At 63.4% G+C, this 13,842-nt stretch carries 12 protein-coding genes; 7 read left to right on the plus strand and 5 right to left on the minus strand.

The annotated features are described in order from the left end of the window. Window positions 1–326, plus strand: a 326-nt coding sequence (locus tag ASR47_RS01550; protein ID WP_150127629.1) for an IS1595 family transposase, incomplete at its 5' end; no start/stop codon positions are given. A gap of 125 nt (window positions 327–451) precedes the next feature. On the opposite strand, the gene ASR47_RS01555 is transcribed toward ASR47_RS01550, so the two are convergent. Next, on the minus strand, window positions 452–1,795 hold the full coding sequence (locus tag ASR47_RS01555) for a dicarboxylate/amino acid:cation symporter (protein ID WP_217270514.1): 1,344 nt from the start codon (window positions 1,793–1,795) through the stop codon (window positions 452–454). Between the two features lie 244 nt (window positions 1,796–2,039). Here ASR47_RS01555 and ASR47_RS01560 point away from each other — a divergent pair, with 244 nt between their 5' ends. The 3 genes from ASR47_RS01560 to ASR47_RS01570 are packed head-to-tail and all read left to right on the plus strand — an operon-like array spanning window position 2,040 to window position 5,571. Next, on the plus strand, window positions 2,040–2,921 hold the full coding sequence (locus ASR47_RS01560; protein WP_065306013.1) for an alpha/beta fold hydrolase: 882 nt from the start codon (window positions 2,040–2,042) through the stop codon (window positions 2,919–2,921). A 36-nt stretch (window positions 2,922–2,957) separates the two neighbouring features. After that, a complete protein-coding gene (locus tag ASR47_RS01565) occupies window positions 2,958–3,308 on the plus strand; it encodes a RidA family protein (RefSeq protein ID WP_065306014.1) in 351 nt (116 codons plus the stop codon). 7 nt (window positions 3,309–3,315) lie between these two features. Beyond that, window positions 3,316–5,571, plus strand: a complete 2,256-nt coding sequence (locus ASR47_RS01570) for a RelA/SpoT family protein (RefSeq protein ID WP_065306015.1) — start codon at window positions 3,316–3,318, stop codon at window positions 5,569–5,571. A gap of 10 nt (window positions 5,572–5,581) precedes the next feature. Here the strand turns inward: ASR47_RS01570 and ASR47_RS01575 are convergent, their stop codons facing one another. From ASR47_RS01575 to ASR47_RS01585, 3 genes are all read right to left on the minus strand, one after another. Then, a complete protein-coding gene (locus tag ASR47_RS01575) occupies window positions 5,582–6,529 on the minus strand; it encodes a cation diffusion facilitator family transporter (protein WP_065306016.1) in 948 nt (315 codons plus the stop codon). A gap of 122 nt (window positions 6,530–6,651) precedes the next feature. Then, entirely contained in the window at window positions 6,652–7,539 is an 888-nt protein-coding gene (locus ASR47_RS01580) for a pirin family protein (RefSeq protein WP_065306017.1), read from the minus strand. A gap of 29 nt (window positions 7,540–7,568) precedes the next feature. Next, the gene (locus tag ASR47_RS01585; RefSeq protein ID WP_065306018.1) at window positions 7,569–8,168 is read right to left on the minus strand and encodes an FMN-dependent NADH-azoreductase; all 600 of its coding nucleotides are present in this window, start codon (window positions 8,166–8,168) and stop codon (window positions 7,569–7,571) included. Between the two features lie 118 nt (window positions 8,169–8,286). Between ASR47_RS01585 and ASR47_RS01590 the strand changes: the two genes are divergently transcribed. Beyond that, window positions 8,287–9,192, plus strand: coding sequence for a LysR family transcriptional regulator (locus ASR47_RS01590; RefSeq protein WP_065306019.1), 906 nt, complete (start codon window positions 8,287–8,289; stop codon window positions 9,190–9,192). Window positions 9,193–9,197: 5 nt separating this feature from the next. Here the strand turns inward: ASR47_RS01590 and asd are convergent, their stop codons facing one another. Continuing rightward, on the minus strand, window positions 9,198–10,046 hold the full coding sequence (gene asd, locus ASR47_RS01595; RefSeq protein ID WP_065306020.1) for an archaetidylserine decarboxylase: 849 nt from the start codon (window positions 10,044–10,046) through the stop codon (window positions 9,198–9,200). Window positions 10,047–10,268: 222 nt separating this feature from the next. Here asd and ASR47_RS01600 point away from each other — a divergent pair, with 222 nt between their 5' ends. After that, a complete protein-coding gene (locus ASR47_RS01600; RefSeq protein ID WP_245714227.1) occupies window positions 10,269–12,476 on the plus strand; it encodes a TonB-dependent receptor plug domain-containing protein in 2,208 nt (735 codons plus the stop codon). 107 nt (window positions 12,477–12,583) lie between these two features. After that, window positions 12,584–13,822 (plus strand): DEAD/DEAH box helicase, encoded by a 1,239-nt coding sequence (locus ASR47_RS01605; protein ID WP_065306022.1) that lies wholly within the window; start codon window positions 12,584–12,586, stop codon window positions 13,820–13,822. The last annotated feature ends 20 nt before the right edge of the window (window positions 13,823–13,842 follow it).

Consider the following 13,842-nt stretch of genomic DNA (forward strand, 5'->3'; position numbering starts at 1 on the left):
GCCTGCCGCCGGTGATCGACCGTGACATTTTATTGGTCAGCGATGGCCATCCTGCCTATCCCGCTTTTGCCAGGGAGATTGGCATCGAGCATGCGGCGGTCAACTTGCGCGCTGGCATCCGCGTGCGTGGCACGGTGCATGTGCAGAATGTCAACGCCTATCACAGCCGGTTGCGTGGCTGGCTGCGTGCGTTTCATGGCGTGGCCACGCGCTACCTGCCCAACTACCTGGGCTGGCGCTGGATACTCGACGCCAGGAGAATATTGTCCCCCGAAAGCTTGCTCAGGGCCACTTTGGGGACGTTCCCACATTTGATGGTGACATAGCCTTCTTTTTTGACAGTTGATCATTCGCGGCGGTGTTGATGCAACATTGCCCCTGCATTGATGACGCCCATGAAAAAAGCCCCGCAGATCGCTCTGCGGGGCTTTTCGTCAAGCAAGGTAAAAGCTTACTTCACGATATTGACTGCGGGTGCCGGCGCCAGGTAGTCGTCTTCGGCCGGGTTGCTCGGATTGGCCAGTTCGCTGTGCAGCTTGTCCATATCCAGTTCTTTTTCCCATTTCGAGACCACGATGGTGGCCACGCCGTTGCCGACGAAGTTGGTCAGCGCGCGGCATTCGCTCATGAAGCGGTCGATGCCCAGGATCAGCGCCATGCCGGCCACCGGGATCGTCGGCACCACGGCCAGGGTGGCGGCCAGGGTGATGAAGCCGGCGCCGGTGATGCCGGAGGCGCCTTTCGAGGTCAGCATCGCCACGCCCAGAATGGTCAGTTCCTGCCAGATGGTCAGTTCGGTGTTGGTGGCTTGCGCCACGAACAGGGCGGCCATGGTCATGTAGATATTGGTGCCGTCCAGGTTGAACGAGTAGCCGGTAGGGACCACCAGGCCGACGACCGGCTTGGAGCAGCCCAGGCGTTCGAGTTTTTTCATCAGGGCCGGCAGTGCCGATTCCGACGAACTGGTGCCCAGGACGATCAGCAGCTCTTCCTTGATATAGGCCAGGAAGCGGGTAATCGAGAAGCCGGTGTAGCGGGCGATCAGGCCCAGCACCACGAACACGAACAGGAAGCAGGTCAGGTAGAACGAACCCATCAGCTTGGCCAGCGGGATCAGCGACGCCAGGCCGTATTTGCCGATGGTAAAGGCCATCGCACCGAAGGCGCCGATCGGAGCGACTTTCATGATGATGTTGACCATGCCGAAGATGGCGTGCGACAGTTCGTCGATCAGCTTGGTGACCGGACGGCCACGCTCACCGAGCAGCGACAGCGAAAAGCCGAACAGGATGGCGATCAACAGCACTTGCAGGATGTCGCCCTTGGCGAACGCATCGACGAAGGTTTTCGGGATGATGTTCATCACGAAGTCGGTGGTCGTCATGCCCTGGGCATGCGTGTATTGCTCGATCGACTTGGCATCGAGGTGGGCCGGATCGGCATTGAAGCCGGCGCCCGGTTTCAGGATGTTAGCAACCAGCAGGCCGATGGCCAGGGCGAAGGTGGAGACGACTTCGAAGTAGATCAGGGCCTTGCCGCCGACGCGGCCGATTTTCTTGACGTCCTGCATGCCGGCGATGCCGGACACCACGGTACAGAAAATCACCGGTGCGATGATCATCTTGATCAGTTTGATGAAGCCATCGCCGAGCGGCTTCATGTCGACGGCGTTCGATGGATAGAACACCCCCAGCAGCACGCCCGCCACGATGGCGAACAGCACCTGTACATACAGGATTTTGTAGAATGGTTTTTTCACGGAAGTCTCCTCTTGCGGGTTGATGGATGCGATCATCCGCGCATTGGTTCGGCCGCTCAATTGTGGATAACCGCAGATATGCACATTTTGTATATCGGGTATTTAAGGATGGCAATGCAGTGCGGCACATGCTGCGCCGCAGCAAAGCCGGCCTAAATCAGGCGTGCGCTTGGAGCATTGCCCGCGCTGCGCTACACTTCGCCAGAGGCTTGCGCGCGGCCCCCTTCATGGCTGGCGGCGCGCCGCTGTTTTTCCATCGTTGTACCTACCCGGAATGAGCATGATCGAAGAGCGTATCCAGTCCGTCCAGTGCATTTCCCCGGCCGGCCTGCACAGCATGTCCTACAAAGAATGGGGCGCGCCCGACAATCCCAACGTGCTGGTGTGCGCCCACGGCGTCACGCGCGTGGGCGATGATTTCGACAGCCTGGCGCAGGCCATGGCCAGCGACTACCGCGTGATCTGCCCCGACGTGGTCGGCCGCGGACGTTCCGGCTGGCTGGCCAATCCCGAGTTCTACCGCGTGCCGCAATATGTGAGCGACATGGTGACCTTGCTGGCGCGCGTGCTGGCCAAGGGCGAGCGCCAGACGGTGGACTGGTTCGGCACCTCGATGGGTGGCCTGATCGGGCTGGGCCTGGCGTCCTTGCCGCACAGTCCGGTCAGCAAGCTGATCCTCAACGATATCGGCCCGACCCTGGCGCCGGAAGCCTTGCAGCGCATCGGCGACTATATCGGCCAGGATCTGCGTTTCGACACCTTTGAACAGGGCGCCGATTTTGTGCGCACCGTATCGGCCAGTTTCGGTCCGCATACGGATGCGGAATGGCACAAGCTGGCGCAGGACGTGCTGCGCCAGGACCAGGACGGCTACTGGCGCCGCCATTACGACATGGGCCTGGCGCTGCCGTTCCGCTCGGCCACGCCGGAGTCCGCCGCCCGCGACGAAGCCATGCTGTGGGCCGCCTATGACGCCGTGCGCTGCCCGACCCTGCTGGTGCGCGGCGCCGAATCGGACCTGCTGACGCACGCCACGGCGCAAGCCATGCTGCAGCGTGGCCCGAAAGCGCAGTTGGTGGAAATTGCCGGCGTCGGCCATGCGCCCACCTTTATCCACGACGAGCAGATCGCCATCGTGCGCCAGTTTTTGTTGAACAAATAAAGTTTTACCGATTTTGAAACAAACGAAAGAAACAGCATGGAAATTACCCGCTTGCACGTAGGCAAACGCCTGTCCGAAGTCGCCATCCATAACGGCACCATTTACCTGGCCGGCCAGATCGCCGAAGACACCACCCAGGATATCAATGGCCAGACCCGCGAAGTGCTGGGCCATGTCGACCGCCTGCTGATGGAAGCGGGCAGCGACAAGACCTGCATCCTGTCGTGCCAGATCTATCTCGCCGACATGCAGCACTTCGCCGGCATGAATGAGGTGTGGGACGACTGGGTGGCATCAAGCCACACGCCGCCGCGCGCCACCGTCGAAGCCAAACTGGCCAATCCGGCATGCCTGGTTGAAATCGTCATCATCGCCGCAGAACGCTAAGGCCACCATGGTTTCCACTTCGGCCCCCAATAGCGCCACCACGGAACAACTGGTCGAGGGCCTGAGTGCGCCGGACAGCGCGCGCGTGCTCGATGCGCTCGCCTATGCCACCGAGGCGTATGGCGACAAGCTGACCTTTGCCGGCCGCCCGGCGCTCGACTTCGCCATCGGCGTGGCCACCACCCTGGCGTTCCTGCGCAGCGATGCGGAAACCCGGATTGCCGGCCTGATGTTCGAGCTGACCATGCTCGAACCCGATACGGCGGCCGATATCGAGCCGCGCTTCGGCAAGCAGGTGTGCGACCTGGCCACCGGCGTGCGCCAGCTGATACGGCTGCGCGCGCTGACCCAGACCTCGCATGCGGGCGGTGCCGGTGGGCGCGGCAAGAATGCGGCCCAGCAAGCCGTGGCGCAAGTGGAAACCCTGCGCAAGATGCTGCTGGCGATGGCCTCGGACATGCGCGTGGTGCTGGTGCGCCTGGCGTCGTGCGTGACCACCCTGCGCTATTTCGCCGAACTGAAGCTGTTCAACGACATGACGCGCGAGTATGGCCGGGAAACCCTGGACCTGTACGCGCCGCTGGCCAACCGGCTCGGCATCTGGCAGCTGAAGTGGGAGCTGGAAGACCTGTCGTTCCGTTTCATCGAACCGGAAGCGTACAAGCGCATCGCCAAGATGCTGGAAGAAAAGCGCATGATGCGCGAGGGCTTTGTGTCCTCGGCGATTCTGCGTCTGCAAACCGAGCTGGCTGCGGCCGGTATCGCCGCCGAAGTATTTGGCCGCCCGAAACATATCTACAGCATCTGGAACAAGATGCGCGGCAAGGAACTCGATTTCACGGCCCTGTATGACGTGCGCGCGTTTCGCGTGATCGTCGCCGACGTGAAAACCTGCTACACCGTGCTGGGCGTGGTGCACAATATCTGGACCCCGATCCCCAAGGAATTCGACGACTATATCTCGCGACCGAAACCGAATGGTTACCAGTCGCTGCACACGGTGGTGACGGCCGACGACGGCCGGCCGCTGGAAGTACAAATCCGCACCAATGAAATGCACAGCTTTGCTGAATACGGCGTGGCCGCGCACTGGCGCTACAAGGAAGAGGGCGGCTCGAACTTTGCCGGCCAAAAATACGACGAAAAAATCGCCTGGCTGCGCCAGCTGCTGGCCTGGAAAAGCGATGTGGCCGACGCCGTCGTCGGCCAGGAAGAAATCCAGCGCGAATGGGTGGAAAAGCTCAAGTCGGCCACGCTGGACGACCGCATTTTCGTCATGACGCCGCAGGCGCGCGTGCTCGAGTTGCCGGTCGGCGCCACGCCGGTCGACTTTGCCTACCACCTGCACAGCGATGTCGGCCACCGCTGCCGCGGCGCCAAGGTCGACGGCGTGATGGTGCCCCTGAACACCCAGCTGAAAAACGGCCAGACCTGCGAAATCATTACCGCCAAGGGCGCGCCTGGCACGGCCGGGCCGTCGCGCGACTGGCTCGGCGCCGGCTACGCCGTCAGCACCCGCACGCGCTCGAAAATCCGCGCCTGGTTCCATGCCATCGATATCCAGGAAACCCTGGGCCACGGCCGCGCGCTGGTGGAAAAATCGCTGCAGCGCGAAGGCAAGACGGCCGTCAACCTCGAAGCGCTGGCGCACAAACTGGGCTTTGGCAAGGTCGATGAACTGTTCCTGTCGGTCGGCAAGGACGAATTCAGCCTGCGCCATGTGGAGCAGGCGCTGCACGACAATGGCGAAGTGGTCGAGCCGGAAGACGCGGTGCTGGTCGGCAAAAGCCGCGCCTCCAGCGTGGAGCAGGGCGCCAAGTCCGGCGTGCTGGTGGTGGGCACCGAAGGCCTGATGACGGTGCTGGCCAAGTGCTGCAAGCCGGCGCCGCCGGACAGCATCGTCGGTTTTGTCACGCGCGGCAAGGGCGTCTCGATCCACCGCGCCACCTGCAAGAATTTCGAGGAAATGCGCGCCAAGGCGCCCGAGCGCGTGATCTTCACCGAATGGGGCAGCACCGGCGGCCACGATACGGTGTACCCGGTCGACATCTTCATTCTCGCCGGTGACCGCCAGGGCCTGCTGCGCGATATCTCCGAGATTTTCTCGCGCGAGAAAATCAACGTTATCGGCGTCAACACCCAAAGCGCCAAGGGCCAGGCCCGCATGACCTTCACGGCCGAAATCAGCGCGACGGCGCAGTTGCTGAAAGCCTTGAATGTGATCAAGGATGTCAGTGGCGTGCTCGAGGCAAGGCGCAGCTAAGCCTGCCGCATCAGTGCGTCTTGTCGCCCTGATGCAAGCCCGCCATCGCCGTTGTCTCCGGCTGCAGGGTGATATGGTCGATGCCATGGCTGGCCAGCAGCATTTTCTTGATGGCGCGCAGCACGGACGGCCACTGGTCCAGGTGTTCGATCTGCACGTGGCCGATCAGCGCCGGCTGGCCCGGCGACATGTCCCACACGTGCAGGTCATGCACTGACAGCACGCCCGGGATTCTCTCGACGTCGGCGCCCACCTGCAGGTAGTCGATCTGCTGCGGTACGCCTTCCATCAGGAAGTGGTACGAGTCCTTCAACACGCCAAAGGTCGATTTCAAAATCAGCAGTGACACCAGCACCGACAGCAGCGGGTCGATCCGCATCCAGCCCGTGAAATAGATCACGGCGCCGGCGGCGATGGCGGCCACTGAGCCGAGCAGGTCGCCCATCACGTGCACCAGCGCGGCGCGCGTATTGACGCTTTCCTTGTCTTTCGACAGCACCCACGCCACCACCACGTTGATCGCCAGGCCGATCACCGCCACCACCACCACCGTGTCACCATGCACGGCTTCGGGCGAGGAAAAGCGCAGCACCGCTTCATAGCAGATCCAGCCCACCACGCACAGCATGGCCAGGCCGTTGACAAAGGCGGCGAGGGCTTCGGCGCGGCCAAAGCCGAACGAGTGGCGCGGCGAGGGCGGGCGGCGCGCGATGACCTGGGCCAGCAGCGCCAGGCCCAGCGCGGCCGCGTCCGTCACCATATGGCCGGCGTCGGAAATCAATGCCAGCGAATGGGACAGGAAGCCGAACGCCACTTCGACGCCGGCAAACGACAAGGTCAAGCCCAGCGCCCACGCCAGCACGCTTTGCTTGCGCCCCGTGAACGAGTGCGTGTGCTTGGCGTCGCCTTTCAGGTGGGCGTGCAGATGGGTGTGGTCATGGTCGTGCTTGTCGTGCATGGCGTGCTTCGTGGAATGATCTTGCCGCCAGTGTAAAGGAAAGGCCGGCGCGCCGCGAGAACGGCAGGCGTAAAAAAACCTGCATGGCGTGAGCGATGCAGGTTTCTTCAAGCCGCCGACATTTACGCAGTGGCGGCAGTTTCGCCGAACTTGCCCTCACGGAAGTCCTGCACCGCCTGGAATACTTCGGCCTGGGTATTCATCACGAAGGGGCCATATTGCGCGATCGGCTCGTTCAATGGCTGGCCGGCCAGCAGGATCACGCGGCCGCCTTCGGACGCCGTGATGCGCACGCCGTCGCTGCCCGGTGTGTTGGCGAAAATCGCCATGCGCAGGGCCGGCACCGCCTTGCCGTCAACCTCGACCGCACCCCGGAAAGTGTACAGAAAGGCGTTATGGCCGGGCGGCAAGGGCTGCTCGAAGCTGCTGCCCGCCGGCAGGTCGATATCGAGGTACAGCGGTTCGGTGCGTTCACGCTGCACCGCGCCGGCCACGCCATGGCTGCTGCCGGCAATCACCTGCACCGCCACGCCTGCATCGGTGGTGTAGCGCGGGATCTCGCCGCTGTCGAAATCGCGGTACCAGGGCGTGCGCATCTTGTCGCTGGCGGGCAGGTTCAGCCACAGTTGAAAGCCTTCCATCACGCCTGCTTCCTGTTCCGGCATTTCCGAGTGGATCACGCCGCTGCCAGCCGTCATCCATTGCACGCCGCCCGAGGTCAGCAGGCCTTCGTGGCCGGCGCTGTCGCGGTGGCGCATGCGGCCCGTGATCATGTAGGACACGGTTTCAAAGCCGCGGTGCGGGTGCTCGGGGAAGCCGGCGATATAGTCGTTCGGCTGGTCGCTGGCAAAATTGTCGAGCATCAGGAACGGATCGAGGCGGCGCTGCAATTGCTGCGTCAACACGCGGTTGATCTTCACGCCGGCGCCATCCATGACGGCCTGGCCGGCAATGACGCGCTCGACGGTGCGCGCGGTGGTGACTGTGGTGGCGGTAGTGATATCGTTCATGATGCTCTCCAGTTCTCAGTATGAAACGATTACACGAGGATGGCGTTGATCTCGGCGTCCGCCTGGGCTTGCGCCTTGGCGACGGCTTCCGGACCCATGCCCATGCCTTCCGAATACACATACTGCACGTCGGTGAGGCCCAGGAAACCGAACATGGTGTTCAGGTAAGGCACCTGGCTGTCGGTGGCGCCGCCACGGTGCAGGCCGCCACGCGACAGGCCTACCAGGACTTTCTTGCCGGTCAGCAGGCCGACCGGGCCTTTTTCCGTGTACTTGAAGGTGACGTTGGCGCGGGCAATCGCGTCGAACCAGCTTTTCAGTTGCACGGTGATGCCGAAGTTGTACATCGGCGCGCCGACCACGATCACGTCGGCCGCCTGCACCTGGGCGATCAGGGCGTCGTCAAGCGCGATGCGGGCAGCCTGTTCGGCGCTACGCTGCTCCGCCGGCGTGAACAGCGCCTGCAGGGTTGCTTCATCGAGCATCGGATGCGGCTGGGCGGCCAGGTCGCGGCGCACCACGGCGGCGCCGGGGTTGGCGGCGACAACCCTGGCAACCAGGGCGTCGGCCAGGCGGGTGGAGGCGGAACCGGTGCTGCGGGCGCTGGAATTGATTTGCAGGATGTTCATCTTGTTTCTCCGTGTGAGTGAGGTGTCTTGCGATGAATGAACTATAGCAATTCCAAAATCGATGCGGAAGCCGTTAAAATGGATAACATTAATCCATTGATGGAACAATAAGGACACCATGGACATCGATCCCGGCGATTTGCTGCTGTTTGCCCGCGTGGTGGAATGCGGCAGTTTTTCGCGCGCCGCCGAGCGCGTGGACTTGCCCAAGTCCACCCTGTCACGCCGTATTTCACTACTCGAAGGCAAGCTGGGCGAACGCCTGTTGCAGCGGACCACGCGCAAGCTGGTGCTGACCGAATTTGGCGCCAGCCTGCTCGAACACGCGCGCAAGGTGGTGGAAGAAACCGAGGCGGCCGGCGCGCTGGCCCAGCACCGCCAGGCCGGGCCCAGCGGCTTGCTGCGCATCTCGATGCCGGCCGATTTTGCCGATACCCTGATGCGCCAGGTGCTGGCCGAATTCGTGCGCCGCTATCCGGCGATTTCGCTGGAACTCGATTTGTCGGCGCGCCGCGTGGATTTATTGGAAGAACACTTTGACCTGGCCATCCGCATGGGCAAGCTGCCCGACGACGCCAGCCTGGCGGCGCGCCGCGTGGCCTTCAGCACGCTGGCGCTGTATGCCTCGCCGCAATACACCAGCGTGCATGGCCTGCCCGAGCACCCGGATGATCTGTTCCGGCACGATTTGCTCAGCTTGCCGCCCACGGCGCACGGCCTGGTGCGCTGGACCTTGATACGTGGCAAGACGAGTTGGGAGCGCGAACTGCCGGTGCGCCTGCTGGCCAATTCGCCGGAATTGCTGGTGCGCATGGCCTGCACGGGTGTGGGGATTGCGGCCAGCACCGACCGCTTCGCCAAGGCTTATCTGCAGACGGGGGAACTGGTGCGGGTGTTGCCGGAGTGGAATTTTCCGCTGGTCACGGGCTGGGCCGTGTTTCCTGGCCGGCGGCTGATGCCGGCCAAGACGCGTGCATTCCTCGATATGATGGCGGAAATGTACGAGGCGAGCATGCCTGTCTGAATGCTTTACTTCGGTAAATTACCCATCACTTCACCGAGCTGCACCGGCCCGGCCGGTTGCCACGCCGGGTTGAATCGCAAGCTGTCTTTCGGGAACAGCATGACGACGGTCGAGCCCAGCAGGAAGCGGCCCAGTTCCTCGCCTTTTTTCAGCACGATATGGTCGTTGGCATAGCTCCAGTCGCGCACTTGCCCCGAGCGCGGCGGGTTGACCACGCCGTGCCAGACGGTGGCCATGCTGCCGACGATGGTGGCGCCGACCAGGGTCATCACGAAAGGGCCGTTGGCGGTGTCGAACACGCACACCACGCGTTCGTTGCGGGCGAACAGGCCCGGAATGCCGCGCGCGGTGGTCGGGTTCACGGAAAACAATTCGCCCGGCACATAGATCATGCGCGTCAGGCGGCCGTCGCATGGCATGTGAATGCGGTGGTAGTCGCGCGGGCTCAGGTACAGGTTGGCAAAGCTGCCATGCTCGAATTGCGCCGCCAGCGCAGCGTCGCCGCCGACCAGCGCGGTGGTGGTGAACTGATGGCCCTTGGCCTGGAAGATCTGGTCCTTGTCGATGGCGCCGAACTGGCTGATGCGCCCGTCAACCGGGCAGACATAATCGGCTTGCGCGATCGGACGCACGCCGGGACGCAGCGCGCGCGTAAAAAAGTCGTTGAAGCTGGTGTAGTGCGTGACGTCCGAATCGAGCGCCTCGTCCATGTTGACGTTATAGCGGCCGACGAACCAGCGGATCAGCCGGGTGGTCATGGCGCCGCCCCTGGCGCCGGCGACGCGGCCGGCGAAATTGGTCAACGCGCTCTTGGGCAGCAGATATTGGGGCAGGACGGCAAGACGGTCGGACACGATAGGGGGCCTTTGAGGGGAGGGAAACAATGATGTAAACGCATTATAGCGGTGTCGGGTGGCGAGGGCGAATCCGGCAATTGCGTTCGCTGGCCGGCAAGCCATTTTCCAGGTTGCAGGATATATTTTTTGGAAACTGTCTCGCCATGCGAAAAATGCCGCAAAATGCCGCTGCCCGCTTCCGGTATCGCGCCACTTCAACTTATCCCTATGCCAGTCTGTTTGCCCTTCTTTCGTGTTGCCGTGTGCGGTGCTGCCATTCTGTTTGTCTGCAATACCTGGGCGCAGCAAGCACCCCAGGACGGCCCCAGGCCTGCCGAGAACACGCCGCAGGCCGAGCCGGTGCAGCAAGTGGAAGTGAAGGGCGGCGCCTACGATCCGCGCCGCGACGATACGGCCAGCAAGATGGTGGTGGGCAGCGACGAAATGTTGAAATACGGCGACACCACCGTCACCGATGTGCTCAAGCGCCTGCCCGGCATTACCGTGACCGGCGCGGCCGGACGGCAGGGTGGCGAGATCCGCATGCGGGGCCTGGGCAGCGGCTACACGCAGATACTGCTCAACGGCGAACGGGCGCCGGCCGGTTTTTCGCTCGACAGCCTGGCGCCCGAACTGATCGAGCGCATCGAGATCCTGCACGCGGCCAGCGCCGAGTACAGCACGCAGTCGATCGCCGGCACCATCAATGTGGTGCTGAAAAACACCGTGAAAACAGCGCAGCGCGAGATCAAGCTGGGCATGGGCGGCGGACGCGATGCATTTTCGCGCAATGGCAGCTTGCAATGGTCGGACAAGGATGGCCGGTTGTCGTATTCGCTGTCCGCCTCGGTGTACCGCTACGACTACGATGCTGGCGGCCTTCACGACAGTCCCGCGCTGGATCTCGCTTATTTGCCCGATGGCCAGCAAAACCTGTTGCGCCTGATCAGTGGCGGTGGCGGCGGACGCTCCGAAGGCGTCAACCTGGCGCCACGGCTGAACTGGAATAGCGCCGGTGGCGACAGTTTCACAGCGCAGTTTTTTCTCAATGCCGGCCGTAGCAACAGCCACAGCAACTACCACACGGAAACCTTGCTGGGCGCGCGGCCCGACGTCGATAACGACGACAGCCGCAATCGAACTCGCCAGCGGTTCGGCCGTGCCGACCTCGGCTGGGTACACAAGCTGGACGGTGGCGCCAAACTGGAACTGGGCTTGCGCGGCATGGTCAGCAACAGTTCGACCGGGAGCGCCACCCTGGGCGATATCGACGGCCTGGGGCTGGCGCTGGACCGCAAGGTGGAGGTCGGGGCGACGTACAAAACCTTGTCATCGAGCGGCAAGTTTTACTCGCCCTGGATGCCGGGCCATGCGCTGTCGACTGGCTGGGATGGTACTGTCAGCCGGCGCGAGGAAGAGCGCCACGAACGACAGCGCGCTGTGGCGGGCGGAGACGTTCCGCTTGCCAGCGATGACAACTTCGCGGCCCATGTCAACTTGCTGGCCCTGTACGCGCAGGACGAATGGGATATCACGCCGCGCTGGTCGATGTATGCGGGACTGCGCTGGGAAGGCATTGCCACCCGTACCTCGGGCAACCGTTTCGAGGATGTCGGGCAGCGCAGCAGTGTCTGGAGCCCGCTGCTGCAGACCCTGTGGAAATTGCCCGATACCAAGGGTGACCAGCTGCGCCTGGCCCTGACGCGCACTTACAAGGCGCCGTCGACGTCCAGCCTGGTGCCGCGCCGCAGCATCTCGACCAACAATAGCCAGTTCGAACCCGACCGCCAGGGCAACCCGCAACTGAAACCGGAACTGGCGCTGGGCGTCGACGCTTCGTACGACCATTACTGGGCCGAAGGCGCCTTGCTCAGTGCGCGCGCCTCGGCGCGCCGCATCGACGGCTATACGCGCCAGGGCCTGCTGTGGCAGGACGGACGCTGGGTCTCCACGCCCGTCAACGACGGCCGCGCCAACACGCGGACGCTGGGCCTTGAAGCGAAATTTCCCTTGCGCGCAGTGCAGGGGGCGACGGCGCCGGCGATCGACTTGCGCGCCAGCATCAACCGCAACTGGTCGCAAGTGGCGCAGGTGCCAGGGCCGAACAACCGGCTCGACCAGCAAACGCCGGTCAGCGGCACCGTCGGCATCGACTACAAGACGCCGGGCGGCATGCTGACCACCGGCGGCAGCCTGAGCTTTACCGGCGGCGGCCCGGTGCGCATCACGCCGCAGCAATACGCCTACAGTTCGCCACGGCGCGATCTCGACCTGTATGCGCTATGGAAATTCAATCCGAAGCACCAGCTGCGCCTGGCCGTATCGAACCTGCTGGCGCAAGATTATGAAAGCAACAGTGCCTATGCCGATGCTCACGGCAGCATGATACGCGCCGGCGTCTCGGGCACGGCGCCACAGGCGCGCGCGACCATGGAAATGAAGTTTTAAAGAAACAATCTTGCAGGGCAACGCTGTTGCGGTGGACCTTGCTGGCCCGCCTTGTCCTATAATCGCGGCTTCCGATACGCTGTCCTTATACTGCTGCAAGGTTCCCCATGACGTTTTCCTCCCTCGGCCTGATCGATCCCCTGGTCCGCAAACTTGACGAGCTCGGCTATGCCAAGCCGACCCCCGTGCAGGCGCAGGCGATCCCCGCGGTGCTGGCCGGGCGCGACCTGATGGCCGCCGCCCAGACCGGCACCGGCAAGACGGCGGGCTTTGCCGTGCCGCTGCTGCAGCGCCTGACACTGGAAGGCATGGTGGCGCCGCAGTGCGTGCGCGTGCTGGTGCTGGTGCCCACGCGCGAACTGGCCGAGCAGGTCTATGCGAGCTTTCTCAGCTATGGCGGCAACTTGCCGCTGCGCAGTTTCGTCGCCTACGGTGGCGTGCCGATCGAACCGCAAACAGCCAAACTGCGCAAGGGGCTCGACGTGCTGGTGGCCACGCCGGGCCGCCTGCTCGACCTGCAGTCACAGGGCGCCATCAAGTTCGAGCAGCTGCAGACCCTGGTGCTCGACGAAGCCGACCGCATGCTCGATCTCGGTTTCGAGCGCGAACTCGATCTGCTGCTGATGACCATGCCCAAGCAGCGCCAGACCCTGCTGTTTTCGGCCACGTTCTCGGACGCCATCCGCGCCATGGCCAAGACCATGCTGAAAGACCCGCTGTCGGTCGAGGTCAGCCCGCGCAACAGCACGGTGAAAGCCGTGAAACAGTCGGTGATCGTGTGCGACAAGAAGCGCAAGCCGGAACTGTTCCTGCATCTGCTGAAGAAAAAACGCTGGGGCCAGGTACTGGTGTTCGTGAAAACCCGCAAAGGCGTCGAGGTGCTGGTGAAAACCTTGCTGGAGCAGGGCGTGCGCGCCGATTCGATTCACGGCGACAAGACCCAGCCGAACCGATTGCGCGCGCTGGCCCGCTTCAAGGCCAGGGAAGTGCAGGTGCTGGTGGCCACCGACGTGGCCGCGCGCGGCCTCGATATCGAGCAACTGCCACAGGTGGTCAATTTCGACTTGCCGACCGTGGCCGAGGACTATATCCACCGCATCGGCCGCACCGGCCGCGCCGGCGCCACCGGCGAAGCGATTTCGCTGGTCTGCGCCGATGAGGTGGAGCTGCTGTCGGCGGTCGAAGCGCTGACGCGCCAGACCCTGAAACGCAGCGAAGAGCCGGGCTTCGAGGCCGAGCACCGCGTGCCGGGCACGGCGGCCGGCGGGGCGATCCAGAAAAAGCCGGTCAAGGTGCTGGCGCCCAAGGCGGCCGAACGCGCGGCCAAGCGCCGCTTTTACAAGTAGACTCGGCGGTCGAGTCGTGC

This window comes from Janthinobacterium psychrotolerans, assembly GCF_001677885.1.
Classification (GTDB): Bacteria; Pseudomonadota; Gammaproteobacteria; order Burkholderiales; family Burkholderiaceae_D; genus Janthinobacterium; species Janthinobacterium psychrotolerans.

Excerpts from the sequence above, each read along its gene's own strand:
- ASR47_RS01560 (WP_065306013.1), top strand. The coding sequence starts at position 2,040 with ATGATCGAAGAGCGTATCCAGTCCGTCCAGTGCATTTCCCCGGCCGGC.
- ASR47_RS01565 (WP_065306014.1), top strand. The coding sequence starts at position 2,958 with ATGGAAATTACCCGCTTGCACGTAGGCAAACGCCTGTCCGAAGTCGCC.
- ASR47_RS01555 (WP_217270514.1), bottom strand. The coding sequence starts at position 1,795 with ATGATCGCATCCATCAACCCGCAAGAGGAGACTTCCGTGAAAAAACCA.
- ASR47_RS01570 (WP_065306015.1), top strand. The coding sequence starts at position 3,316 with ATGGTTTCCACTTCGGCCCCCAATAGCGCCACCACGGAACAACTGGTC.
- ASR47_RS01575 (WP_065306016.1), bottom strand. The coding sequence starts at position 6,529 with ATGCACGACAAGCACGACCATGACCACACCCATCTGCACGCCCACCTG.
- ASR47_RS01590 (WP_065306019.1), top strand. The coding sequence starts at position 8,287 with ATGGACATCGATCCCGGCGATTTGCTGCTGTTTGCCCGCGTGGTGGAA.
- ASR47_RS01605 (WP_065306022.1), top strand. The coding sequence starts at position 12,584 with ATGACGTTTTCCTCCCTCGGCCTGATCGATCCCCTGGTCCGCAAACTT.
- ASR47_RS01580 (WP_065306017.1), bottom strand. The coding sequence starts at position 7,539 with ATGAACGATATCACTACCGCCACCACAGTCACCACCGCGCGCACCGTC.
- ASR47_RS01585 (WP_065306018.1), bottom strand. The coding sequence starts at position 8,168 with ATGAACATCCTGCAAATCAATTCCAGCGCCCGCAGCACCGGTTCCGCC.